Source organism: Sulfurimonas sp. HSL-3221 (genome assembly GCF_021044585.1).
GTDB classification, from domain to species: Bacteria; Campylobacterota; Campylobacteria; order Campylobacterales; family Sulfurimonadaceae; genus Thiomicrolovo; species Thiomicrolovo sulfuroxydans.
The window spans coordinates 515,955-540,950 of the sequence record NZ_CP087998.1; the positions used below are offsets into that span (position 1 = coordinate 515,955).

23 protein-coding genes are annotated in these 24,996 nt (G+C 58.8%); 8 read left to right on the forward strand and 15 right to left on the reverse strand.

Annotated features, from left to right (window positions below):
* Positions 1 to 21: 21 nt before the first annotated feature.
* The 9 genes from LOH54_RS02585 to malQ form a co-directional block, all read right to left on the reverse strand.
* Positions 22 to 930, reverse strand: coding sequence for a pseudouridine synthase family protein (locus LOH54_RS02585; RefSeq protein ID WP_231020236.1), 909 nt, complete (start codon positions 928 to 930; stop codon positions 22 to 24).
* Complete coding sequence (waaA, locus tag LOH54_RS02590) at positions 927 to 2,108, reverse strand: lipid IV(A) 3-deoxy-D-manno-octulosonic acid transferase (protein WP_231020237.1); 1,182 nt, start codon at positions 2,106 to 2,108, stop codon at positions 927 to 929. The genes LOH54_RS02585 and waaA overlap by 4 nt, the downstream gene beginning before the upstream one ends.
* Before the next feature lie 30 nt (positions 2,109 to 2,138).
* The gene (locus LOH54_RS02595) at positions 2,139 to 2,861 is read right to left on the reverse strand and encodes a zinc ribbon domain-containing protein (protein ID WP_231020238.1); all 723 of its coding nucleotides are present in this window, start codon (positions 2,859 to 2,861) and stop codon (positions 2,139 to 2,141) included.
* An 82-nt stretch (positions 2,862 to 2,943) separates the two neighbouring features.
* Entirely contained in the window at positions 2,944 to 3,666 is a 723-nt protein-coding gene (locus LOH54_RS02600; RefSeq protein WP_231020239.1) for a Nif3-like dinuclear metal center hexameric protein, read from the reverse strand.
* Complete coding sequence (locus LOH54_RS02605; protein ID WP_231020240.1) at positions 3,666 to 4,388, reverse strand: NYN domain-containing protein; 723 nt, start codon at positions 4,386 to 4,388, stop codon at positions 3,666 to 3,668. The genes LOH54_RS02600 and LOH54_RS02605 overlap by 1 nt, the downstream gene beginning before the upstream one ends.
* Positions 4,385 to 4,993, reverse strand: a complete 609-nt coding sequence (locus LOH54_RS02610) for a tetratricopeptide repeat protein (RefSeq protein WP_231020241.1) — start codon at positions 4,991 to 4,993, stop codon at positions 4,385 to 4,387. Before LOH54_RS02610 ends, LOH54_RS02605 begins: the two co-directional genes overlap by 4 nt.
* Positions 4,994 to 5,012: 19 nt before the next feature.
* A complete protein-coding gene (pgeF, locus tag LOH54_RS02615) occupies positions 5,013 to 5,762 on the reverse strand; it encodes a peptidoglycan editing factor PgeF (protein ID WP_231020242.1) in 750 nt (249 codons plus the stop codon).
* Complete coding sequence (locus LOH54_RS02620; RefSeq protein WP_231020243.1) at positions 5,759 to 6,964, reverse strand: apolipoprotein N-acyltransferase; 1,206 nt, start codon at positions 6,962 to 6,964, stop codon at positions 5,759 to 5,761. Before LOH54_RS02620 ends, pgeF begins: the two co-directional genes overlap by 4 nt.
* Positions 6,965 to 7,018: 54 nt before the next feature.
* Positions 7,019 to 8,494 carry a 4-alpha-glucanotransferase gene (gene malQ / locus LOH54_RS02625; protein ID WP_231020244.1) on the reverse strand — a complete coding sequence of 492 codons (1,476 nt, stop codon included), beginning with the start codon at positions 8,492 to 8,494 and terminating at the stop codon, positions 7,019 to 7,021.
* 181 nt (positions 8,495 to 8,675) lie between these two features.
* On the opposite strand from malQ, the gene yajC reads away from it, so the two are divergent.
* The 8 genes from yajC to mfd all read left to right on the forward strand — a co-directional run bounded on the left by yajC (position 8,676) and on the right by mfd (position 19,204).
* Positions 8,676 to 8,942, forward strand: a complete 267-nt coding sequence (gene yajC, locus LOH54_RS02630) for a preprotein translocase subunit YajC (protein ID WP_231020245.1) — start codon at positions 8,676 to 8,678, stop codon at positions 8,940 to 8,942.
* A gap of 120 nt (positions 8,943 to 9,062) precedes the next feature.
* Complete coding sequence (secD, locus tag LOH54_RS02635; RefSeq protein WP_231020246.1) at positions 9,063 to 10,643, forward strand: protein translocase subunit SecD; 1,581 nt, start codon at positions 9,063 to 9,065, stop codon at positions 10,641 to 10,643.
* Complete coding sequence (gene secF, locus LOH54_RS02640; RefSeq protein ID WP_231020247.1) at positions 10,643 to 11,614, forward strand: protein translocase subunit SecF; 972 nt, start codon at positions 10,643 to 10,645, stop codon at positions 11,612 to 11,614. The genes secD and secF overlap by 1 nt, the downstream gene beginning before the upstream one ends.
* A gap of 21 nt (positions 11,615 to 11,635) precedes the next feature.
* Positions 11,636 to 11,974, forward strand: a complete 339-nt coding sequence (locus LOH54_RS02645; protein ID WP_231020248.1) for a DUF6394 family protein — start codon at positions 11,636 to 11,638, stop codon at positions 11,972 to 11,974.
* Between the two features lie 67 nt (positions 11,975 to 12,041).
* On the forward strand, positions 12,042 to 14,489 hold the full coding sequence (gene leuS, locus LOH54_RS02650) for a leucine--tRNA ligase (RefSeq protein WP_231020249.1): 2,448 nt from the start codon (positions 12,042 to 12,044) through the stop codon (positions 14,487 to 14,489).
* 10 nt (positions 14,490 to 14,499) lie between these two features.
* Positions 14,500 to 15,018, forward strand: a complete 519-nt coding sequence (locus tag LOH54_RS02655; RefSeq protein WP_231020250.1) for a hypothetical protein — start codon at positions 14,500 to 14,502, stop codon at positions 15,016 to 15,018.
* Complete coding sequence (locus tag LOH54_RS02660; protein WP_231020251.1) at positions 14,972 to 16,153, forward strand: bifunctional folylpolyglutamate synthase/dihydrofolate synthase; 1,182 nt, start codon at positions 14,972 to 14,974, stop codon at positions 16,151 to 16,153. The genes LOH54_RS02655 and LOH54_RS02660 overlap by 47 nt, the downstream gene beginning before the upstream one ends.
* Before the next feature lie 66 nt (positions 16,154 to 16,219).
* A complete protein-coding gene (gene mfd, locus LOH54_RS02665; protein WP_231020252.1) occupies positions 16,220 to 19,204 on the forward strand; it encodes a transcription-repair coupling factor in 2,985 nt (994 codons plus the stop codon).
* 108 nt (positions 19,205 to 19,312) lie between these two features.
* Here the strand turns inward: mfd and LOH54_RS02670 are convergent, their stop codons facing one another.
* The 6 genes from LOH54_RS02670 to LOH54_RS02695 form a co-directional block, all read right to left on the reverse strand.
* Complete coding sequence (locus LOH54_RS02670; protein ID WP_231020253.1) at positions 19,313 to 19,831, reverse strand: hypothetical protein; 519 nt, start codon at positions 19,829 to 19,831, stop codon at positions 19,313 to 19,315.
* Positions 19,832 to 20,083: 252 nt separating this feature from the next.
* Positions 20,084 to 21,817, reverse strand: a complete 1,734-nt coding sequence (locus LOH54_RS02675; RefSeq protein ID WP_231020254.1) for a protein adenylyltransferase SelO family protein — start codon at positions 21,815 to 21,817, stop codon at positions 20,084 to 20,086.
* A gap of 333 nt (positions 21,818 to 22,150) precedes the next feature.
* The gene (locus LOH54_RS02680) at positions 22,151 to 22,834 is read right to left on the reverse strand and encodes a hypothetical protein (protein ID WP_231020255.1); all 684 of its coding nucleotides are present in this window, start codon (positions 22,832 to 22,834) and stop codon (positions 22,151 to 22,153) included.
* Positions 22,835 to 22,877: 43 nt separating this feature from the next.
* Entirely contained in the window at positions 22,878 to 23,831 is a 954-nt protein-coding gene (locus LOH54_RS02685) for a caspase family protein (RefSeq protein ID WP_231020256.1), read from the reverse strand.
* Positions 23,832 to 23,833: 2 nt separating this feature from the next.
* A complete protein-coding gene (locus tag LOH54_RS02690) occupies positions 23,834 to 24,235 on the reverse strand; it encodes a TIR domain-containing protein (protein ID WP_231020257.1) in 402 nt (133 codons plus the stop codon).
* A 259-nt stretch (positions 24,236 to 24,494) separates the two neighbouring features.
* The gene (locus LOH54_RS02695) at positions 24,495 to 24,995 is read right to left on the reverse strand and encodes a hypothetical protein (RefSeq protein WP_231020258.1); all 501 of its coding nucleotides are present in this window, start codon (positions 24,993 to 24,995) and stop codon (positions 24,495 to 24,497) included.
* Position 24,996 lies beyond the last annotated feature (1 nt).

The window sequence follows — 24,996 nt, forward strand, 5'->3', positions numbered from 1 at the left end:
CCTTGGCGTGCGAAGGAGGGCCTAGGCGGAGAAGTGGATGAAAAGCTTCGGTTCCGGAGCTTCGAAGGTCATGCCGAGCAGCTCGACTTTTTTCGCATGCAGCATAACCCGCTGGCTGCGGCGTCCGCCGTACTGCTCATCCCCGACAATCGGGTGGCCGAAGGCGCGCAGGTGGACGCGGATCTGGTGGGTCCGGCCGTGGTGGATGATGAGCTTGAGCTTGCTTTTTTTGCCCGATACTTCCATCGGGTAGATCTCCGTGACGGCCGGCTTGCCCTTTTTGGAGATTTTGGAGTGGGCCTTGCCGTGGCGTTTTTCCGTCAGAATAGGCTCGTCCATGACGGCCTCTTCGGTCACGACCCCTTCGACCCATGCCACGTACTCTTTATAGACCTCGTCTTTTCTGAAGGCCTCGATTGCCTTCCCGCGGAACGCTTCGTTCTTGACCAGCATCAGCACCCCGCTCGTTTCTCGGTCGAGGCGGTGGAGCAGGTGGGTCCCTTTGAACTGGCGTTCCACTTCATCGGCGTTGAGGAAGGCGGGTTTGTCGACGACGATGAGGTCGTCGTTTTCGAAGATCGGGCGGATGCGCTCGACGCGCTGGACTTTGAACTCGGTCTTCAGCGGCAGTTCGCCCCGGGCGATCATCACCTTCTGGTTGCCCACGTAGACAAGCCCGCGGTCGATCAGCTCCTTGGCCTTGGCGTTGGAGATATCCTCCTGGGCCGCCAGCAGTTTGTAGGCCTTGTCTGAGGGGCCGCTGGAGCGTGTCTGCACGTAGCGGCTCTCTTCGGGCTCCGCGGTTTTGGCTCTTTGGGCTCCCGGGTTTTTGCGGCCGGCGTCTTTTTTGGCGAAGGCCTTGGACTTGATCTTGTTCTTGGCTTCGAGTTTCTTGCTCTGTCCGCGGTAGTCGTTCGGTGATTTTTTCATGAGGCGCTCTCCTTGGTGAGGTAGTCAAAAAAAGGTTGGAGATCGACGCTGCCGTTGATCGATGCGGGACGGAGCCCTTCGGCGTGCAGGAGCGCTTCGGTGAGCGCATCGTTCTCGACGACGGCGATGTTGTCGACATAGCGCATCAGTTCGCGCTGGTTGAAAAAGTGCGACCCGCTGAGGGTCCGGCAGCCGAAATGGGCCGGTTCGAGCGGGTTGTGGCCTCCGACGTCCGCCTTGAAGGCACCGCCGAGGACGGCGATGTCGCTGATGGCGTAGAGGTTGTTGAGCTCGCCCATGGCGTCGACGAGGACGACAGGGTGCTCCCCCAGCGCGTCGATGCCGCCGTCCGTGCTCCACCGGGCGATGCGCTCGCCGTCGCACTGGCCGTGCAGCAGCTCCCAGACGGCGTCAAAACGCTCGGGGTGGCGGGGGACGACCAGCAGGCGGCTGTCGGGGTGTTCGGCATGGCGGGCGCGAAAAGCCTCGAGGATCATGGCTTCCTCCCCCTCATGGGTACTGGCGGCGACGATCGTTTCGCCTTCGGGTTTGGCATACGTCTTCGTGGTGGTGACGCTCTGCGCCAGCTTGATATTGCCGATCACCTCGATATTGGAAGCGCCGAGCTGTTCAAAACGGGCCTTGTCGGCTGCGCTCTGGCAGAAGATCTTGTCGACCCGTGCGAACAGCCGCCGGTAGAACCAGCGCAGCTTCAGGTATCGGGGGAAGCTGCGTTCGGAGAGGCGGGCATTGAGCAGCACGACCTTCGCCCCCCTGGCGCGGGCCACGGCAAAGAGCAGGTACCAAAATTCCGCCTCGAGCACGACAAGCGCGCGCTGGGGTTTGACCCAGAAGGGCATAAAGAGCTCATAGGGGAGATAGCGGTGCTCGCTGCCGTACCCCCTGGCAACGTCCTGGCCGGTCTGCGTGATGGTGCTGATGCGCACCTCTTCCGGCGAAAGGGGCGCCAACAGCGGTTTCAGGGCACGCGTTTCGCCGACGGAGCAGGCATGGAACCAGATCCCTCCGGGCGTAAACGGCGGGTTGCCTTTGAGAAAAAAGCGGGCCGGCAGGGATTCGCGGTATTTCGAGCGGAGGCTGAAAAGCAGCAGCAGCGGAAGCGCGGCGACGTAGAGCAGGGCGCTGAGCAGGAAATAGATGAGTGAAAACGGCTTCATGACAGTGCCGTGCAATGGGGGGTGCGAAGCTTACGCTTCGGCAGTTGCTTCCTCTTCGAGGTAGAGGATACGTCCGCAGTGCGGACAGGTTGTGATCTCTTCACCCTTGATGACGTCGGCGTAGACCTTGTCGCTGATGACCATGAAACAGCCCATGCACGCCTGGTTGCGTACCGGAACGGCTGTGGTGTTTTTCGCCCAGCGGCGGATCTTCTGGTAGAAGGAGAGCCCCTTCTGGTTCATCTGGGAGACGAGCTCCTGTTTGCGGGCAAAGACCTGCTGGCGCTCGCCGTCGATCTCTGCCAGTTTCGCATCGACCTCCTCTTTGACGCTGCCGAGGTTGGCATCGAGCTCGTCCATCTGTGCTTTGAGCTCGTTCACGCGCTCGGTTTTGCTCTCGATGATGCGGTCGAGGCGTTCGATCTCTTCGTTGGCGAAGCTGATCTGCTCCTTGGCGATCTCCTCTTCGAGTTGAAGGGACTTCATCTCTTTCTCGGTCTTGATCTCCGCGCTTTTTTTGCGGTTCTCTTCGAGCTTCTGGGAGAGTTCGGCGAGGTGGAGCTCATTCTTCTTGTGCTTGAGCTGCTCGTCCTTGATCTCGTTTTCGAGGCCTTCAATGTTGCTCTCGAGACCCTCTTTTTTGACAAGGGCCGATTCGTATTTATGGTTGGCTGCCTCGATCTGCGGGTCGAAAGCGTCGATCTCTTTGTCGATCTTGGAAAGGTCGATCAGTTGTTTGAGGTGCTTGTTCACAGAAGATTCCTTTATCCGTGGGAAAGTTTGAAACAGCATTGTTTGCAATGCCGCTACCCGTTGCCGTCGGGGGCTACTACGATCAATAATATGTGAACGGGTTTTTCGATGACGAAATTATAACCGTTAATCCGAAATTTTTCAAATGCGGGGCAAGGACCTCGGGGAAAAAGCGTTCGCTTTCAAAGTGGCCGATGTCGATCATGGAGAGCCCGAGGGCTTTGGCCTCCATAGCGTCGTGGTACTTGATGTCGCCGGTGAGCAGGCAGTCGGCTTTAAGCCCGTGCATCAGGGAGGCGCCGGAACCCGTCACGAGGGCGACGCGCTTCAGGCGTTCGTGGCACTGGACGGTTTTGAGCTGCGCCAGCCCGAAGCGTTCGGCGACGTCGCAGGCGTAAGTCTCGAAATCCGTATCGACGTCGAAGCAGGCGAGGAACCCCTCCTGCTCTATGGCCGTCTGTCCCAGGACCTCCTGCGCGACCCAGCGGTTGAGATGGGTCTGGTCGAAATTGGTGTGCATGGCGATGTTTGCGATGTTCTTTTTGACCATTATCTGCAGCAGCTTGGCAGGGTACTGCGTGAAATCAAGCGCGCCCAGTCCGCCGAAGATCAGCGGGTGGTGGGTGATGAGAAGGGTTCCCTCCTCGAGGCTTTCAAGCAGCGCTTCGTCGACGTCGATGCTCAGTACTATTGTCGTGATCTCCTGCGCCGGGTCGCCGACGATGAGGCCGGAGTTGTCCCACTTCTCCTGCAGCTCAAAGGGCGAGAGGGCATCAAGCGCTTCGTAGAGGGCGTGAAGGGTCATCAGTTGTATCTCCTCTTTTGGCGTTTGTTGTGCACGAAGATGCCGCGGGTGTTGCTGAGGGGGTCGTCGTCTTTGAACTCGAAGGCCCCGGTGGCGCGGATCAGCTCGCCGAGCTTGGTAAAGCCGTAGCTGCGCGGGTCGAAATCGGGCTGCTTGTTCGCGACGATCTGGCCGATCATGCCCATGTTGGCCCAACCGGAGAAATCAGCGGCGTCGTCGACGGCGTCGCGCAGCAGGGCGATGAGCTTCTTCTCTTTGGTAACGTCGATCTGCTCCTTGGCGATGCGGTCCTTGCGCAGGTTCTCCGTGTAGACGAACTTGTCGCAGGCGCTGACGAAGGGTTTTGGGGTTTTGCGTTCCCCGAAGCCGTAGACGCTGACGCCGCTCTCTCTGATGCGACTGGCGAGGCGGGTGAAGTCGCTGTCGCTGGAGACGATGCAGAAGCCGTCGAACTTCCCGGTATAGAGCAGGTCCATCGCGTCGATGATCATGGCGCTGTCGGTGGCGTTCTTGCCCGTCGTGTAGCCGAACTGCTGGATGGGCTGGATGCCGTGTTCGAGCAGGTGGGGTTTCCACCCTTTTAGCTGCGTCGAGGTCCAGTCACCGTAAATGCGCTTGACGCTGGCGACGCCGTACTGGGCGATCTCGTCGAGGAGCCCTTCGATGATGGAGGGCTGGGAGTTGTCCGCGTCGATCAGGACGGCAAGGTGCTGCTGCTTCACGGCAGGCGCTCCAGGGCTTCGGCCGCTTCGGGGTAGTCCGAACGCAGTTCCAGCGCTTTTTCAAACATCATGCGCGCCCCTTCCATGTCCCCCTTTTCGATCAGCAGACGGCCGTAGTTGTAGTAGGTCTCTTCGAAAGCGTCGTCGATGTCGACGGCGCTTTTGTAGTGCTCCTGCGCCTCATCCAGCCGCCCCAGTTTCCGCAGCACGCCCGCGACGGCATTGTGGGTCAGGTCGTCGCCCGGGTCCAGCGTGAGGGAGCGGTTGTATTTCTGCAGGGCCTCCTCGTTCGATCCCTCCTTGAAGAGGACAAAGCCGAGCTTGTTGAGGACCTCCGGACTGTCCGGGTCCTGTTTTTCGGCCCGCTCCAGGTAGACCCGCGCTTCGGCGAGCTTGCCGTCGCCGTAGGCGTTGTCGGCCTTGTCGATGAGGGCATCGATCTCCTGGGTGCCCGGATAGGCGGGGCGCTCCGGTTCGGACGGGGGCGGTACGTCACTGTGGGAGGGGAGTTTGGTCTCCCCCTCACCGAGGGTTTGGACAAATTTATAGATCTGCCAGGCGAAAAAGGCGGCAGCGGCGAAGAGGATAATCTGGAAGAGGGTCAAGCAGGAGCCTTTTTGAATACTATTTTATCATAATGATCCCCGCCTGCCGCCCCGTTGTGCCCCCTTCGGCACGGTAGGAGAAGAAGCGGTCGGTACGGCAGGCGGTACAGCTGCCGGGAAGGTCGATATGCCCGGCCGTAAGGCCAGCGGCTTCGAGCTGCTTTTCGAGAATGGCATTGACGTCCAGGTAAGTGCGGCCGTCCCGGCGGGAGAGGGCCCCTTCGCAGCCGGCAGCCTGGACCTCTTGCGCGACCTCCGGCCCGATCTCGTAGCAGCAGCTCCCTATAGAAGGCCCCAGCACCGCCAGCAGGTCGGCGGGGTCGCTGCCGTAGGCGTCGTGCATCGCGGCCACGGTTTTGCCGACGATGTTTTTGAGGGCTCCGGCACGGCCGGCATGCACGGCGGCGACGGCGCGGCGGCGCGGATCATACAGGAGCACGGGGGTACAGTCGGCGACCATGACCATCAGCGGCTGGCCCGCGATGTCGGTCATCAGCGCGTCGCACTCCGGCCGGCTATGAAAGCCCATCTCCGGGGTGCAGTGGACAATGCGGTCCGAGTGGATCTGGCGCATATGCACGAGACGTTCGGGGGCATACCCGAGCTGCCCGGCCAGCAGGGCGTGGTTCGCATCGACGACGGCGGCGTCGTCCCCGACGTGGTAGGCGAGGTTCAACGACGCATAGGGCGCGGTGCTCTCTCCCTCGGCGCGGTCGCTAAAGCCGTGCGAAAGGCCTTCTGCTTCGGCGAGTAGCTTTGACGTGATCACTCTAAGATCCCCGTCCCCGCGGCGTTGGCGCAGTGGAAGATGCGGGTGTGGTGGCGTCTGGCGTAGTAGGTCATCAGCAGCCGCTGCAGCGTCGGTTCGATCGAGGGGGTGAACCAGGCGTTGTTGCTGATGGCGATCATGTACTCCGGGTCCCCCGTAAAGAGCGCATCGGTGGTCGCTTCGTAGCAGACGGCGTTGCGGAAGAGGGTGCCGCCGATCAGGAAGTCGGTGGGGTGGTCGGCGGCGAGGTAGTCGGAGGCGCCGTCGAAGACGACTTCGTTGACCCAGCCGCCCATCCATTTGGGCAGGGGGATGTATTCGCCGAAGGGCACGAGCACCATCTTCTTGGCGACCTGCATCTGCCCTTTATGGAAGAAGTACGTGACGTTGTAGTTGTTGCCGTCCTCAAAGAGCAGGGCTCCTGTCACAATAGCGATTTTTTCCGAACGCGCTTTGAGTTCGTCGATCAGCTCCGGGGCCTTGTTGAGAAAAAGGGGAAAGACCGATTCGGGGAGGATGATGAGGTCATACCCTTCCGCGGCGGCGTCGTCGATGCGCGCAAAGTTGCCGAGGATGGTCGGCACCTGGTACGCCTTCTCCCACTTGAGCTCCTGGGGTACGGCGGTGGCGGCGAGCTTGATCTTCAGCGGCGGGGGCGGTGGTGGCGTGTAGGCGGGCGCGTAGGCGAAGGCGACAAACAGCAGTGCACCGAACCGAAGCGGGGAGCGGAAGGCGGCCACGGCGGCGAGTGCGAAGAGGATGAGGGCGAACTGCCATTTTTCGACGCCGAGATAGCTGTGCAGCAGCGGCAGCTCCGGGACCATCCAGTTGAAGCCCATCGGGGCGACGAAGGTGAGCCCGAAGAGCAGAAGGGCACGTATTAATGGTTGTTCACTTAGGGCGAGGACGCCGAAATAGAGGAGGTAGACGACCCCGAAAAGCAGGGTCATCAGCGGCATCGCCCAGGGCATGCCGTAGTAGCGGAAACTGAAGCCGATCCAGTAGAACCAGAAGATGCCGATAAGAAAGCCCGCCTGCAGCACGGTGCGGCGGGGGGCGGCCAGCAGCCCGTAATAAGCGCCGAGGGCGAGGAGGGTTTCAACGGCGGCGATGTGGGGCAGGGCGAAATAGTCGACATAGATAAAGGTCGAGAACGCCAGGGCGATCGCAAAGGCGACGGCCAGCGATGTCATAAAGGGCATCTGCCTCCGGGTCGTTTTGAAAAGCGTGCTTTGTCCGGTGCCAAAAAGCATATGTCAGGACCTTCCGTAAAGTTCGATCATGCTTTTCAGTCCTTCCCATGGGGCTTCTTCGAGCTGCTGCGGCGTCACACGCCAGCGCCAGTTCCCCTCGGCCGTGCCGGGGGTGTTCATGCGCGCATCCGAGCCCAGCCCCAGCAGATCCTGCAGCGGCAGTACCGCGAGGTTGGCCGTGCTGGCGAGCGCCGTGCGGTTGAGGCTCTCGTGAAACGCCTCCCAGGGGCAGTGAAGGTAGCGCATCGTATGGGCGCGTTCGGCCTCTTCCGGCGGGGCCGCATAGAACCAGCCGTTGGTCGTGTCGTTGTCGTGGGTGCCCGTGTAGACGACGCAGTTCTGGATATGGTTGTGGGGCAGGTAGGGATTGCCGGCATCGCTGCCGAAGGCGAACTGCAGGATCTTCATCCCCGGCAGGGCGTAGTCGTCGCGCAGCGCTTCCACTTCGGGAGTGATGATGCCGAGGTCCTCGGCGATGATGGGCAGGTCGCGGCCGAGGGCGCTGCGGAACGCATCGAAGAGCTTGCCCCCCGGCCCGGTGATCCACTCGCCGTTGATCGCCGTCTCTTCGTCGGCGGGAACGGACCAGTAGGACTCGAACCCGCGGAAATGGTCGATGCGTACCCAGTCGAACAGTTCCAGCGACCCCTTCAGGCGTGCAATCCACCACTCATACCCCTCCTGCTCCATACGCTCCCACTCAAAGAGCGGGTTGCCCCAGCGCTGGCCCGTAGCGCTGAAGTAATCCGGCGGCACCCCTGCGACCGCTGTGGGCTGCAGGTCGTCATCGAGCTGAAAGTACTCGGGGTGGGCCCAGACGTCGGCGCTGTTCATGGCGACGTAGATGGGCAGGTCGCCGATGATCCTGACCCCCTTCGCGTTCGCGTACTCCCGCAGCACCTCCCACTGGGTGTAGAAGCAGTACTGCACGAAACGGTGGTAGCCTGTTTCGTCCTTGAGAATATTCGCGTAGTAGGCCAGGGTCTCCGGCTCGCGCAGGCGGATGTTTTCGGGCCAGTCGTTCCAGACCCGTTCGTTGAAATAGCTCTTCAGCGCCATGAAAAGCGCGTAGTCGTCCAGCCAGGCTGCGTGGGCGGTGCAGAAGGCGTCGAAAGCCTTCGTCGGACGGAAGCGGGCGTGGGCGCTTTCCAGCATCGCCGTATGGCGCGCAATGACCGTATCGAAATCGACGGCGGAGCCCTCGGCCGAGCGGGGCGGGCGTTCGTCCGCCTTTAGGAAGCCCGTGTCGACAAGGAGGTCCGGGTCGATCAGCAGGGCGTTGCCGGCAAAGGCGGAGTAGCACTGGTAGGGGGAGTGTCCGAAGCCCGTCGGGCCCAGCGGCAGGATCTGCCAGTAGCCGACTCCCGCAGCGCCGAGCCGGTCGACCCACCGGCGCGCGATGCTGCCGAGGGTGCCGATGCCGTAGGGGCCGGGCAGGGAAGTGGGGTGGAGCAGGAGTCCGGCGGCGCGCGGCATCATAAGCGGGTCCTTGAATCGTGGATGTTCTTTACTGCGGATTATAGCAGATACGAACTCCTGAAACGTGCGGCAAATGACCGATCGTGTAATACGGCTGTGTAGTACAGCATTCTAAGAGGTGCCCTTTAGTATAATGGCACGAATTTTGGGGCACGACCCCGTACACGTAAGGATACACCCAATGGAAATCATCGGACAGTTACTGCCCTTTATCTTTTTGATCGCGATCATGTACTTCATCATCATCCGCCCGCAGCAGCAGCAGGCGAAGAAGCACAAAGAGATGGTCGAGAACCTGAAAAAAGGGGACAAGATCGTCACTTCCGGCGGCCTGATCGCCGAAGTCAAGAAAGTGGAAGAGACTTTTTTCACCGTGACACTGGCCGATAACGTGACCGTCAAACTGACCAAAGACGCCGTCGCGCGCAAATACGAGGACGAGGCGTAACCCGCCTGTTCGTTTAGGTCCCCGGGGCTTTTGCCCGGAGACCGCGTTACCGTTGTGTGCCAGATATGGAAGTGCCTTTTGGGGTATGCATGCGGCCGGTAGCTTTTTGAGAGGATGTAAATGAAACTGAACTTTAGAGTACTCGTCTTCGCCGCAGCGATCCTATTCGGGGTGGTTTTTTCCATCCCGTCGCTGCTGCAGACGGATAAAGGTACGAAGATCACCCTCGGGCTTGACCTGCAGGGCGGTCTGCACATGCTGCTCGGCGTCAAGACCGAAGAGGCGGTAAGCTCCCGCCTCAAGGCGATCGCTTCGGGGATCAACCACTTCAGCGAGCGCGAAGAGGTGTTGATCGACGGTCTCACGGCCGACGACGAATCGGTCCGTTTTACGCTGCTTGACAACGACGACGCGCCGGCGATGGACAAGATGCTCGCCGGGATCGAAGGAAGCAAAGTCGTTCACGACGGGGAGAGCTATCACGTCTCCCTGACGCCCGAAGCGGTGCTGAAAACCCAGAAGCAGGCGGTCGACCAGGCGATCGAGACGATCCGCAACCGCCTCGACCAGTTCGGCCTTGCCGAGCCGACGGTCGCGCGCCAGGGCGTCGACAACATCCTCGTCGAACTGCCGGGGATCAAGAGCGCCGAAGAGGAGCAGCGTGCACGCGAGCTGATCTCCCGCGCCGCGAAGCTCGAGCTGATGGCGGTGGATGAAGAGCGCAAGATGCGCGCCTATACGATGACGTCTGCGGAGGCGGCGCGCTTCGGCGACGTTGTTCTTCCTGATGCGGAAAAGGCGGGCGGCAAGTACCTTGTCCGCGAGATCCCCATTCTCGACGGCTCCATGCTCACAGACGCCCAGGTGGCGTTCAACCAGAACAACCAGCCTGTTATCAACTTCTCGCTCAACTCCGAGGGTGCGCAGATCTTCGGCGACTTTACCGGCAAAAACGTCGGCAACCACCTCGCCATCGTCCTCGACGGCCAGGTCTACTCCGCGCCGGTCATCAACGAACGCATCGGCGGCGGTCACGGCCAGATCAGCGGGAACTACACGGTCGAGCAGGCCCAGGACCTCGCGATCGCGCTGCGCTCCGGTGCCCTGCTGGCCCCGATTTTCATGCTGGAGAAACGCTCCGTCGGTCCGAGCCTCGGTGCCGACAGCATCCAGGCGAGCCTGATCGCGCTGATCGGCGGTTTCGTCCTCGTCTTCGCGTTCATGATCGTCTACTACAAGATGGCGGGGATTATCGCGAACATCGCACTGGTGGCGAACCTCTTCCTCATCATCGCCGTGATGGCGATGTTCGGCGCGACGCTGACCCTGCCGGGGATGGCGGGTATCGTCCTGACCGTCGGTATGGCGGTGGACGCCAACGTCATCATCTCCGAACGGATCCGCGAACTGCTCTACCAGGGCGTCTCCATCCACAAGGCGATCGAAGAGGGGTACGCCAACGCGATGCGCGCCATCCTCGACGCGAACATCACGACCCTCATTGCGGCCATCGTCCTCTACGTCTACGGCACGGGGGCCATCAAGGGCTTCGCGATCACGATCAGCATCGGTATCCTCGCCTCCATGCTGACGGCGATCCTCGGCACCCACGGCATCTACGAAATGCTCGAATCCCGCATCGCCAAGAGCAAGAACGTCAGCTTCTGGTTCGGCGTCAGTAATAAGAAGGCGGCTGCATAATGGAATTTTTCAAACAGACGAAAACCATCAACTTTATGGGCAAGTCGAAGATCGCCATCGCGGTCTCCATCGTTCTCGTCCTTATCTCCTGGGGGATTCTGGCCGCGAAGGGCCTCAACTACGGCATCGACTTCGCCGGCGGTACGATCGTCCAGGTGAAATACGAAGGGGCCGCCCCGATTGACACGGTCCGCGACACACTGGCCACCAACCCGCTTTACGAGGGGGCGCAGATCACCGAGTTCGGTTCGCCCGAAGAGATCATCATCCGCCTCAAAACCTCCAGCAAAGACGTCCAGTCCGATATGGGCGACGTCACTCGCGAGGCCCTCAAGGGCACGGGAAGCTTCGAAGTCCGCCGGGTCGACATTGTCGGGCCGAAAGTCGGCGGCGAACTGCGCGAAAAGGGCGTCATGGCGATGCTGCTGGCGATCCTGGGGATCCTGATCTACGTTGCTGTGCGGTTCGAATGGCGCTTTGCCGTCGCCTCTATCGCGGCCCTGATCCACGACGTCTCCATCGCGCTGGGGGCGATCTCGCTCTTCGCGATCGACGTCAACCTTGACGTCCTGGCGGCACTGCTGACCCTGCTGGGCTACTCGCTCAACGACACGATCATCGTCTTCGACCGCATCCGCGAAGGGGTGACGGCGTCGAAGAGTATCGAGCTCGCCGACGTCATCAACGAGTCGGTCACGAAGACCCTGTCGCGTACGACGCTGACGTCATTGACGACTTTCTTCGTTGTCCTGACGCTCTTCATGTTCGGCGGGGAGATCATCCACGCCTTCGCCTTTACGCTGCTGGTGGGCATCATCGTGGGGACCTACTCCTCCATCTTTGTCGCCTCGCCGATTCTGATGTGGTTCGGCTTCAATGTCGGCAACTACCGTACGAAACTGGCCGAAGCGGCCAGACGCCGCGCCGAAAAAGAGAAGATGCGCGCCATGTACGAACAAGGCACGGTGTAAACCGTCTAAAAGGAGCAATCTATGGATTGGGGTAAAGTAATCTACGTCTTTTTTACGCTGATGAGTCTGACGTCGACGGCGGGCTTCCTCTATGAGCACGGTCCCGTCTCCCTCTTCGTCGCGGCGAGCCTGAACCTCGTGTCGACGATCCTCAAGATCGGGGTGCGCAACCTGCTTTCGGCCGAACTGCTCGCCAGTTCGCTCGTGGCGGACCTGCACCTGATCCCGGCGTTCATCTATCTTGTCGTCGTCGGCAACATGGACATCGCGGTCGCCCTGACCATCGGCGCCCTGATTGCCAACGTCTTCTCCATGGGCCTGGTCTATATCGAAAGCTCCAAAACGAGAGAAGAGTACTAACAGTAGGCGCCACGGCGCCGATTTCCGAAATACAGTGAGGCGGATCGCACCGCTTCGAGGAGTTACCTTGCAATACAACCCGTCCGATATCGAAACCAAGTGGCAGGCGTTCTGGGACGCAGAGCGCAGTTTTGAACCCTCCGATGATCTTACGAAACCGAAAAAGTATGTTCTCAGCATGTTCCCCTACCCGTCGGGGCGCATCCACATGGGGCACGTGCGCAACTACACCATCGGTGACGCTTTCGCGCGCTACTACCGCCAGCAGGGCCTGAACGTCCTGCACCCCATCGGATGGGACAGTTTCGGGATGCCGGCGGAGAACGCGGCGATCAAGCACGGGGTACACCCGAAGAAGTGGACCTACGAGAACATCGACTACATGCGCAAAGAGCTCGCCACCCTGGGGCTCTCCTTCTCCAAAGAGCGCGAGTTTGCCACCTCCGACCCGCTCTACACGAAGTTCGAGCAGGGCTTCATCATCGACCTCTTCGAGAAGGGGCTGCTCTACCGCAAGAAGGCTTTCCTTAACTGGTGTCCGCACGACCTCACCGTCCTGGCCAACGAGCAGGTCGTCGACGGCTGCTGCTGGCGCTGCGACACCCCCATCGTCAAAAAAGAGATGCACCAGTACTACCTGCGCATCACGGACTACGCCGACGAGCTAATCGACGACCTCGAACAGCTGGAGAAGGGGTGGCCGAAGCAGGTACTCTCCATGCAGGAGAACTGGATCGGCCGCAGCAGCGGGCTCGAGTTTACGCTGCACCTCGAAGAGCACTCCAAGAAGCGCCTGCGTGACACGTTTGAGGGCTTCGAGGTCTACACGACGCGCCCCGATACGATCTACGGCGTCAGCTATACGGCCCTGGCGCCGGAGCACGAACTGGTCACCTACATGATCGACAACGGCCTGCTCTCCACGGAGACGGCCGCCGAGATCAACGCGATGAAGAACAGCAGCTCCATCGACCGCCAGAAAGAGAAGCACGGCGTCGCCCTCGGCATCAATGTCGTGCACCCGCTCACCGGCAAGCCGGTACCGGTCTGGGTCGCGAACTTCGTCCTGATGGATTACGGCTCCGGCGCGGTCATGGCCGTCCCGGCCCACGACGAGCGCGACTACGACTTCGCAACGAAGTACGATCTGCCGATCACCCCGGTCATCGCCCACCCCGAAGCGGGTGTCGTTGAAGGCAAGGCGATGACGGAAGCGGGTATGCTCTTCAACTCCGGCGAATTCAGCGAGATGATGAGCGACGCGGCGAAAGAGGCGATCATCGCCCACTTCGAAAACGAGGGCATCGGCAAGCGGGTGACAAACTACCGCCTCAAAGACTGGGGCATCAGCCGCCAGCGCTACTGGGGCGCCCCGATCCCGCTCATCCACTGCCCGACCTGCGGGATCGTCCCGGAGAAAAAAGAGAACCTGCCGGTCGAACTCCCCGACGACGTTGAGATCACCGGCGAGGGGAACCCGCTGGAGCACCACCCCACATGGAAGCAGTGCAGCTGTCCCAAGTGCGGCGGCGCGGCCGAGCGCGAAACCGATACGATGGACACCTTTATCCAGTCGTCGTGGTACTTCCTGCGCTACACGGCGGGACGCGCTACCTGGGAAAAAGAGGCCTTCGACAAGGAGGAGCTCGCCTACTGGATGAACGTCGACCACTACATCGGCGGGATCGAGCACGCCATCCTGCACCTGCTCTACAGCCGCTTCTTTACCAAGGCGCTGCGCGACCTCGGCTACGTCGACGTCAAGGAGCCCTTCGAGCGGCTGCTCACCCAGGGGATGGTCCTCAAAGACGGCGCGAAGATGAGCAAGTCCAAGGGCAACACCGTCGACCCGGACGCCCTCATCGAGAAGTACGGCGCCGACACGGCCCGCCTCTTCATCCTTTTCGCCGCGCCGCCGACCCAGGAGCTGGAGTGGAACGACAGCGCCGTCGAGGGGGCCTACCGCTTCCTGCGCCGTTTCTATGACCGCAGCGAAAAAGCGGCCGTGACGGACACCCTCCCCGAGATCGACCACGCCGCCCTCTCCAAAGAGGAGAAAGCGGCGCGCAAGAAGGTCTACGAAGCGCTGGCCCGCGCCAACGACGTCTTCGGCGAACGCTACACTTTCAACACGATGATCGCCGGGGTTATGGAGGCGATGAACGCCCTCAATGACCAGGAGAACGAAGCGGTCTGGACGGAAGCGTACTGGGTCCTCACCTCACTAATGGAGCCCATCGTCCCGCACGTCTGCTGGGAGATCAGCGACCGTCTCTTCGGCCGCAAGAACCTGGGAGCCCAGATCGTCAAAGAGGAGGTCTTCGCTCTCGATACGATCACCCTGGGCGTCTCCGTCAACGGTAAGAACCGCGGCCAGATCGACGTGGCGCCGGATGCGTCCAAAGAGGCGATGATCGAAGCCGCCAAGGCGATCATCCCGCAGTGGCTCGAGGGCAAGACGGTCGTCAAAGAGATCGTCGTGCCGAACAAGCTCGTCAACATCGTCGTCAAGTAAGGAAAAGATTATGGGTGGATTGCAGCGGATTGGTTCGGTACTGATCGCCGCGGCGCTGCTCTCTGGCTGCGGCTACAAGCCGACGAGCCGGGCCGTCAAGCCGGTGCTGCAGGAGAGTGTGAGCACGAAGATCGTCATCTCCATGCAGGACCCGGACAACACCGTCTACATCAAAGACGCCCTCGACGAGGCCGTCGTCAACCGCTTCCGCACCCGCCTGACCGACGAGGCGCATGCCAGCACCCACCTAGTCATCTCCCTGCGGAAGGTCGTTTTCAATCCGGTGCAGTACGACACCAACGGCTACATCGTCGCCTACCGCGCCATCGTCACCCTCGATATCGACCGGGAGAGCGGGGAGCAGACACGCCGCTACAACGCGCGGGGAAGCTACCTCTTCACCATCGAACCCAACGCCATTATCTCCGACCTCGTCCGTTTCGAAGCGATCAAGTACGGTTCGGAGAAGGCACTCGACAGCTTTGTCGCCCAGGTCGCGGGCGAGGGGGCCTCTGCTGAAGTACGCTGAGTTTCTCGACGCGAAACCGCTCTACTACGACAAGATCGACCTGGAGCGGATGCCGCGGGCCTGGGACCGGGTCAAAGCGAGTGTGTCGCTGCCGAAGATCATCCACCTCGTCGGCACCAACGGCAAGGGGACGACGGGGCGTTTTCTCGCCTCGGCGCTCCTGCATGCCGGATACAGCATCGGCCACTACACCTCCCCCCACATCCTGCGCTTCAACGAGCGCCTCTGGCTGAACGGCAGCGACGCCACTGACGCGCAGCTGCAGCACGCTTTCGAGAAGGTGATGGGGTGGCTGGATACGGCGACGGCCGATGCGCTGAGCTACTTCGAGTTCACGACCCTGATGGCCGCGGCGCTCTATGAAGACTGCGACTACGTCGTCATGGAGGCGGGCCTCGGCGGCGAGTTCGACGCGACCGCCGTTTTCCCCAAAACGCTCACCCTCGTCACCCCCATCGACCTCGACCACCAGGCCTTCCTGGGCGACACCGTCGAAGCGATCGCCGCGACAAAACTGCGGGCGATGGGACCCACGGTGATCCTGGGCCTGCAGCCCCATGAGGTCGTCTACAGCGTTGCCACGGAGATCGCCGCCGAGCGGGGTGCGACCCTGCTGCGCTGTGAACGGCTGTTAGACCAAGATGCTATAATGGCGCTTCAACAGACGGCCGGGTGTCTGGAGCTGCCGGAGTACCTCCGCGACAACCTCCTGCTCGCCGCCGCCGCGCTGCAGGTGCTCGGCGTCCCCTTCGACGCACAGAGCTTCAGCGCGCCGCTTTTCGGCCGCCTCTCGCGGATCGCCCCGAACGTCTGGCTCGACGTGGGCCACAACGTCCTTGCCGCCCGTGCCATCGCCAGCACACTCGGGGCGCAGAAGGTCGTCCTCGTCTACAACAGCTACGGCGACAAGGACTACGCATCCATCCTCGCCGCGCTCCGCGGAAACATCGAGCGCGTCGAGCTGATCGAGGTACAGAGCGAGCGTGCCGCCGCCCGCGATGCGCTTGTCGGGGCGCTCGAAGCGCTGCAGATCCCCTACGGCACTTTCGAAGGGGTGCAGGCACAGAAAATGTATCTGGTCTTCGGCTCGTTCAGCGTGGCGGAGGCCTTTATAAAAATGACGGGATTGAAATGAACCAAGTTGACAAGGCGCCCCTGCGCATAGCGCCGAAAACTCTCTGCAACGATACGGCACGCTGAGATGCAGGCCAAGCTCTACGCCTACCTGAAAAAGGGTAGCCTCCCCGACGTACTGATCTGCGAAGATGCCGCCGAAGCGCAGCAGCTGCATGACCTCTGCCGATTCAAGGCGATCGAGGCCGTCGTTCTCCCCGACTTCCGCGCGACCTGGCTCGACGATCTCCGCCCCTTCAGCGAAGAGCTGAGCCAGATGGCCGAGGCGCTGCGCCGCTACTATGAAGCAGATAAAAAACCCCTTGTCATCGCCCCCTTCAAGAGCCTCCTTTTCCCGCTGCCCAAAACGAACCTCCTGCGCACGAAGCCCATCGCCTTCGGCGACCGCCTCGACCTCTCCGGCCTCAAGACGGAGCTGCTGCACTGGGGCTATAGCTTCGTCGACCTCGTGGAGGTGGAGGGGGAGGTCTCCTTCCGCGGCGACATCATCGACGTCTTCGCCCCCGGCACGGAAAGCCCTTACCGCATCTCCCTCTTCGACGACGAGATCGAGCAGATCAAGGCCTTCGAGGTGGAGACCCAGCGCACCGTCGGCGAGGAGCTGGAGGGGTTCGAGCTGCACAGCGCCCCCTACGCCTTCGACGAGGCCGGGTACGAGCGTATCGTGAGCGCCGTTGAGGCGTCTGCCAGCGACAGCTTCGTCAAGGACATCGACTCCCTGGGCTTCTGGTACCTGGGAGACGACGCCGAGAACTTCCTCGCGGGCAAAAAGGTCGCCTCAGTCAAACGCCTCGACGCGATGATCGGCGAGGCCTACACCCTCAACACCCCGCAGGTAGAGGCAACGGATTTTGAATCCGTCGCGGTGCTCCCCGAGGACGACCGGGTCAAGGCCCTTGCGGTCACCGACGTCAAAACCCTGCTGGAGGTCCACCCGAACAAGAAGGTGACCATTATCGCCAGCAGCGACGCGCAGCTGAAGCAGGCGGGGATCTTCGACACGAAGGGAATGACGGTCAAACGCTCCGGCGAGATCGTCAACCTCATTACCGACACCGAGCTTATCATCTCCCTGAACAAGCCGGTGCGCAAGAAGCGCCGCCGCAAGAGCAGCCTGCTCCTCGACGACCTCAAACCGGGCGACTACGTCGTCCACGAGGAGCACGGGGTCGGGATCTTCGAGGCCATCGAACAGGCGGAGATTTTGGGTAGCGTGCGCGACTTTATCGCCATCAGGTACCAGGGCGACGAACGGGTCCTGCTGCCGGTGGAGAACCTCGACGCCATCGACCGCTACATCGCGGGCGCCGGGGCGCCGCCGGTGCTCGACCGCCTGGGCAAGGGGAGCTTCGGCCGCCTCAAGGAGAAGGTCAAGAAGCGCCTCTTCGAGATCGCCTCGGAGATCGTCAACACCGCCGCCCAGCGCGCGCTCATCAGCGCCCCGGTCATCGAGACCGATGCGAAGGAGCTGGCGGCGTTCCAGTCCCGCGCGGGCTTTGAGTACACGGAGGACCAGGCGCGCTCCATCGCCGAGATCATCGCGGAGATCGGCAGCGGCCACGTGATGGACCGGCTCCTCAGCGGGGACGTCGGCTTCGGCAAGACCGAGGTGGCAATGAACGCGATGTTCGCCGCGGCCTCCGCGGGCTACCAGTCGGCCGTCATCGTCCCGACGACCCTGCTCAGCTCCCAGCACTTCGCCTCGCTCAAAGAGCGCTTCGCCGAGTATGACTTCCACATCGCCAAGATCGACCGCTTCGTCACCCCGAAGGTGAAGAAGGCCGTCGAGGCGGGGCTGGCCGAGGGGACCATCGACATGGTCGTCGGTACCCACGCGCTCTTCGGGACGAAGTTCGCCAAGCTGGGCCTCGTCGTTATTGACGAAGAGCACAAGTTCGGGGTGAAGCAGAAAGAGAAGCTCAAAACCCTCTATGAGAAGACGCACCTGCTCACCATGAGCGCCACGCCGATCCCGCGCAGCCTCAACCAGGCTCTCAGCTCCATCAAGACGCTCAGCACCCTCATGACCCCTCCGGGCGAACGGCAGGGGGTGCGGACCTTTGTCAAGGCCTACGACGAGAAACTCGTCAAAGAGGTCATTTTGCGCGAGCTGCGCCGGGGCGGGCAGGTCTTTTACGTCTACAACTCCATCGACCATATGCCCATAAAGCTCGGCGAGCTCAAGGCGATCCTCCCCGACCTGCGCATTTTGATGCTCCACTCGCAGGTCGGCGCGGTCGAGACGGAGAAGGAGCTGCTGAAGTTCCAGGACGGCGAGTACGACCTGATGCTGGCGACCTCTATTATCGAGTCGGGCATCCACATGCCGCGGGTCAACACGATGATCATCGACGGGGCCGACCGCTTCGGCATCGCGGACCTGCATCAGCTCCGTGGCCGCGTCGGCCGGGGCCACACGGAGGGGTTCGCCTACTTCATCGTCGAGGACAAGGAGCTCATTACCGAGGAGGCGAAGAAGCGCCTCGTCGCCCTGGAGTCCAACTCCTTCCTCGGCAGCGGCTCCGTGCTCGCCTACCATGACCTGGAAATCCGGGGCGGGGGGAACCTCGTGGGCGACGCGCAGAGCGGGCACATCAAGAACATCGGCTACTCTCTTTACCTGCGGATGCTCGAGGACGCCATCAAGGAGCTGAGCAACAAGAAAGAGACCCCCAAGGCGAAGGTGGACCTCAAGCTCGCCGTCAGCGCCTACATCAGCGACGAGCTCGTCGCCGAAGACCGTCTGCGCCTGGAGCTCTACCGCCGCCTCAGCCTCTGCGAGACCCCGACGGAGGTCTACGAGATCGAGGAGGAGGTCACGGAGCGCTTCGGACGCCCGGACGGCCCGACCAAGCAGTTCTTCGAGCTGATGGTCATCAAACTGATGGGGCTGGAGAAACACATCAAGATGCTCAGCTCCTACGGCCAGAACATTACGGTAGAGTACCTGAGCGGCGCTAAAGAGTACGTCACCGCCGACAGCAAAGACGACGACGACATCATCAAGGCCGTGCTGCACTACCTGCGCACGGCGAAGCCGAAGGTGCTGTAAAGCGGTCTGGATTCTCGGCGTAACAGAGTGTGATGCCGGGGAAAGTGCTGAAAGAGAGCGGAGAGGGCTGACCGCCGGGGCCCCGGCGGCTGCGGGAGAAGCGGCAACCTAGGCGATCTTGAGCGCACGCGCCTCTTCGAAGCTTTTGGACGCCGCGCGCAGGGGGGTTCTTTTGAGCTCGTCGTAGATGGTGTCGAGTTTCTCTTCGGAATCCATGCGCTTGAGCTCTTTCTTGTCCAGGTCGGCGGCCTCGACAAGCTCGTTCCAGACGGAGCTTTCGTCCAGCGAAAAGGCGTGGACGCTAATGCCCTCGTAGTCGAAAACGGCATCGCCGGCGATGTCGGTGAAGTAGAACGCCGTCAGGGTTTCGGGGGAGAAGAGGCCTTTGTAGCGTGCGAAGGCCGCTTCGAAGTCGTCGAAACTTTCCAGCTCTCCGGCGAAGAAGAGCATCTTATCGTCGTCCGCGACGGCAATGGCCTGCTTGAGGACGGTCAGGGGCTTCGTCTTGCCCTCGGTGACGACGAGCGCGCCGCGGTAGCCGTAACGGCCTGCTACGCCGAGTGCGCCTTTGAATGACGGCTGCCATTCGAGTTTGTTTTCATAGATGTAATCGATCGGTGTTCCCATGGGAGTTCCTATGTGTGAACCCATCGTAAAAAAGTCATGAATGAACGAAATATTATCTCTGCTTCCGCGTTCTGAAATCTTTGCAATGCAATTCGAGATGTGCTTCGTTCAAGTTGTGTGCGAGCACCGGAATAAGAGATAGCTGCCGTTACGCTTGTAAGAAGAACAAAACGAATGCATATACCGTGCTACGGCCGGAAGACGGCCGCGGAAAAGCCGGTGGCGCCGTTACACGCGCACTATTGCTTGCATTTACGACGAACAGGTGACGTGGGAGATACCGGCGATCTCGAAGTATTCGGTGGGCTTTTTCCTGTAGTACTTCGCCGCGACTGCTTCGGACTGCTCGGCGTAGGGGTCGGTCATAACCGCCTGCAGCTCCTTGATAAGCGTATAGTCCCCGTCGGCGGCCTGCTGATAGGCCGGGACGAGGAACCACTCCCTCAACGTGTACTTGGGGTTGACGGCTTTCATTTGGCGTGAGAGCGCTTCGCGCGATTCCGGCGAAGCGGCGTTGATGTCGTCGGGGTTGGTCGCCTGTACGACACTCTTCCACTTCTCCAGCCATTCGCTCCAGCGGTTCAGCAGCGCCGCATCTTTGACCCCGTCACCGTAAAAGCTCTTCGTCAGCGGGGCGATATCTTCGGGCACCGATGAGAGTTCGCGGAAGAAGATGGTGTAATCCACCCCCGTCTCGAGCATCAGCGTGATGAGTTCATTGAACAGCGGTGCATCCAGCTTACGCAGTCCCAGCTTGGATGCCCACATGGGGATCATTTTCCCCTGCATCGCTCGTGCGAATCTGAGCGTCAGCATGTCCAGCTCGTTCACGGCCTTTTCATCGGCAGCCAGCAGCGGCTTCAGCGCGCTGCAGAACATGGCAAAGTTGGTCTCTGCCGCCTGGGGCTGGTTCAGGAAGGAGAAGTGGTCCCCTCCGCCCGTCCATGGCTGGTAGCGCGGGTCGAACATCTCGATGAACCCGAAGGGGCCGTAATCGAGGGTGAAGCCGCCGGCGGCAGTGTTGTCGCTGTTGAAGTTGCCCTGGCAGTAGCCCACGCGTATCCACTCTGCCACCAGCGTGGTGAGACGGTCGCGGAACGCCGTTGCCAGCAGGAGCACTTTGTCCCGGAGGGGCAGGGTGGCGTCGATGGTGTCGCTGTATTCGCGCTCACAGAGGTGCAAAACGATCTGCTCGAGCTCCTCCAATGCTTTGGGGTGCTCGTTCTTGCGCGCCCGCCGGCCGAAAAGCTCGACCTGGCCCACCCGGATAAAAGAGGGGGCGACCCGCGTCGTGATGGCCACGGCCTCCTCGAGCATGACCTCGGGGTTTCGCGAGTAGGAGCCGTTGTTGAACCACGGCCGCGCGACCGTCTCCGTCTGTGAGGTGTAGAGGCTCAGCGAGCGTGACGTCTTGACGCCCAGGGCGTGCATGTGCTCCTGCGCCAGAAACTCGCGGATGCTGGAACGCAGGACGGCGCGGCCGTCGGCACCGCGGCAGTAGGGTGTTCTGCCGCCGCCTTTGAGCTGCATCTCCCAGCGCTGCCCTTTTATGACCGCTTCAAGGATGGAAACCGCGCGCCCGTCGCCGTAGCCGTTGCCCGTACGGAAGGGGCACTGCTCGTAGTACTCGGTCCCGTAGATGGAAAGCGCGTACCCCGTCGCCCAGCCCCGGCGGCGCAGCGGCTCGGGGAGCTGCGAGCTGTCGCCTGTAAACATCCGCATAAACTCCTCCGAGGTCGCCAGCGCGTCGCTAAAGCCCAGTTCGCGGAAAAAGGTCTCGCTGTGCGCGATGTACACGGGGGTTTCTATGGGCGTAGGGTTCACAGGCACATAATGCCCGCTGAAGACCTGCCGCGGCGCGTGGTCAACGCCGTCCGCCGTCGCCTCGGGGTCGGATGTCAACGTGTCCATGAGCGAATAATCCGCCAGCGCCGCGAGATCGTCAAGGCTCTTTACCGCTGTAGGGTTTTCAAATGTTGCTTTCATGGTTGTTTCCTTTAGCCTTTACGTCGGGCATGCAAAAATGGTTCGGTTATCTCTCTTTGGAGGTGCCCTATATTCAAACGGGCATTTTTGCAGGCTATTCTAAAAAGTGCTATTAATGAGGTTTGGTACAAACGTTCGGTGTTTTTTCTTTAAGGAGCAGGGTCGTCGAATTTGGCAGGGCTGTTCAAAAGAGTATGTCACGGCAGATAGCAAAGACGACGACATCATTAAGGCTATCCTGCACTGTCTTAGGACGGTGAAGCCGAAGGTGTTGTGACGTTTAATTAGAGTGACCCTAACCTTCATCCCACCTCTGAAGAGATGGGGGAAAAGTTATTTACCTTTTGACTTGTTTGAGTCACCACCACCCATTGATTCAGAAGGTTTTTTATCAAGTCCACGTTGACCATAGCCAGTTCCTGGCTTAACAATTGGCTTCGTAGGCTTCTCTTTCTTATCTGCCATGATATTCTCTCCATTTTGCTGAATTGTAATCATTGTACTTGCAGCTAGTATTAGTAATAAGAGCAATGATAGAATCGTAGTAACAACAGCTTTTCTAATTAATCTAGCTCTACGTATGATATTAATTCCATTATATCGAACCGCACGTTCTGCACCATGCATCATCGTTAAAAGACCTTGAGTTTTTGTCCAAGAATTATCAGGAATTTTGGACATTAGAAAAATTCGTTGATCTACTCCATAATTAGTAAACTTTCCAAGTCGCATTCCAAAAAGAGCTATTAAAATACTCGTAAGCGACATAACAAAAAATGGAATTACAATCCAAAGTAATGCGCCATTTTCTGTAACTTTGAACGAGATGCCTATTAAAACAACATTGAGCCAAAGGATGGTTTTGATTATATTAAATTGATGTGGAATGGAGGAACCTAGTAAAAGGTCCAATTCTTTTCGAATAGCATCGTAATGTAATCTAAGATTGTGCTCATAGCTCTCGATATGTTGTTTATCTAATTCTTTTTTGAGCTTCTGTTCATCGCGGAATTTCATTGTGGCAAATACTTTCTTTCACTTGCATACCAAAAAATCATATTTATATTCTGTTATTATTGACAAGATTCCAGTAATGGACACCGAGTGCCGTCAATTTGCAACCTGTCGAATGCATTGCTGCATAGTACATATGTTCTTCTTTCACAGGAACGACTAAATTAATACGATTATATTTTTGAAGAATTCTAAACTTTTCAATGTTTTCATCATCCGGATTGTCACTATCAGGTTCAAAACTAGGATCTAAAGCAAATTCAACTCCTGGTTCATCAAATAACTCAACAATTTTTTTGAGATCTGTTAATGCGATTGGTGGTTGTACTTTTCTCAGAGTGGTGAAGGTTTTTACATTGGTTTTAAATATTGGACGTTGTTCCCACGGACCAAGTGACTGATCAATGTGCGCGTAAATACTGCCAGGCGTTATATCTCCAACCAAGTTTGAAGCACTTCCGTTTAAAGCATCAACTAGTAAAGTTGTAAAGACTCCAGATCCATTTTTTTCTTCAGCATACTGAGTACTGCTTGATGCCGTTAAAATGGTAAGACCCTCTTTCAATAAAGCGCTGTTTCCTGTAGATGCTGGAGTTCCTGCGATGCCTGAATGACAACTATCTAAAATTATGATCTTGTTTTTAGCTGGTGAGTCATTAGCTATAGTCAATAAGTTGTCAAGTGAAAAGCCATCGTCTCCACGCGTACATTCAGAAGTAACAAGGTAACCACCAGTATTCTCAATATATCCATGACCCGCAAAATAAAAAAGTGCGATATCATTATCGTCTTTGAAAAGTTCTTCCACACTATCTTTTAATTTAGCTCGACTAATTGCATTTGTTGGGTTAGATGCAGTTTCATGTCGAGCAGAAAAATTTAATGATCCATCACTATGTCTTTCTAAAATACTTTTGACTGCATATGAGTCATTGACGCAACCAAAAAGTGATGAAAGATTTTCATAGTAGTCAATTCCTACAATTAATGCTTTTCTCATATTCAACCCCAGTCACGAATTGCTTTTGCAATTGAGCTAGATTGCCATTTTACAATTACATCCGCGTTATCTTTGACAATTGTCGAAGTCTTTTCTGCACCCCATGGTTCGATAGCAATTATTGGCTTTCTATATGCGACAGCAATGTCAATTTCTTTGTTTATCCACTTGCTATATGTTGAATATACTCCAGCAAGGATCAATATGCAACTAGTTCCTTTGATTTTGGCATCAATCGCTTCTCTGAGTTGCTTGTCCGTGCCATTTGTATGAATTGGGTCATGTCTTGGGACGGAGTGATCGTAAAAACTAATCCCTTGATTCGCAATCATTTGAACAACCTTGTCATATGCGTCACTATAGGCCCATGAATGACTGATAAACAATCTATACGTTTTTGACATGACTTTTCCTTTTTTACCTACTATTCATTAGTGCATATTCTATGTAAAACAACCTTTGATCATGAAAAAAAATCAAACTGTTGGTATGTGATACATGGTGATATCAACGCAAGCAGCCGGATTGACCCGCAAAGCGATGCAGTGCCGATTATGAAAAATCTCACAGTAGCAATGATCGGTGACGTTGTCGGGCGGCCGGGGCGGTCGATGATAAAACAGCACCTGCTGCGGCTCAAGATATAGCGGTATCTCAAGTCGGTTACTGCTCCGGCATTATCCTGTCGTTCGCGTCGACCTGCTTCGTCTTTAGCAGCGCGGCACGCTCATTGTCCACCTCAAAAAGCTTGTAACGGATATCCGGCCCCGGAATGGGGATGAATCCGTAGGGAACAAAGGTGACCCCTTCAAATACAGGGTAGGTCTCAAAGAAATTCGAACCGTTCACCTCTGCCGTGAAAGCAAGGCTTTCCAGGTGCGTGAAATAGGGGGAGGATGAATCGGAAACGCCGAGCTCGTGCGTTCCCGGCGGGATAGGAAAGGTGATGCGCTCTCCGCCGTGCAGATAAAAGGCAAAGGTACCGTCCACCATGATGCCGACACTATGCACCGAGAGGATGAGGTTCGATGATTTTGGGTAGCAAATAGTCACCGCGGCGCCGTCTCCTGTTTCGTCCAGCAGACGCTTGGCCATCGGCGACAGCGTTGGACTGCACCCTTGCAACAACAGAAGCGATATCACGGCGGCAGTCACTGTTTTCATA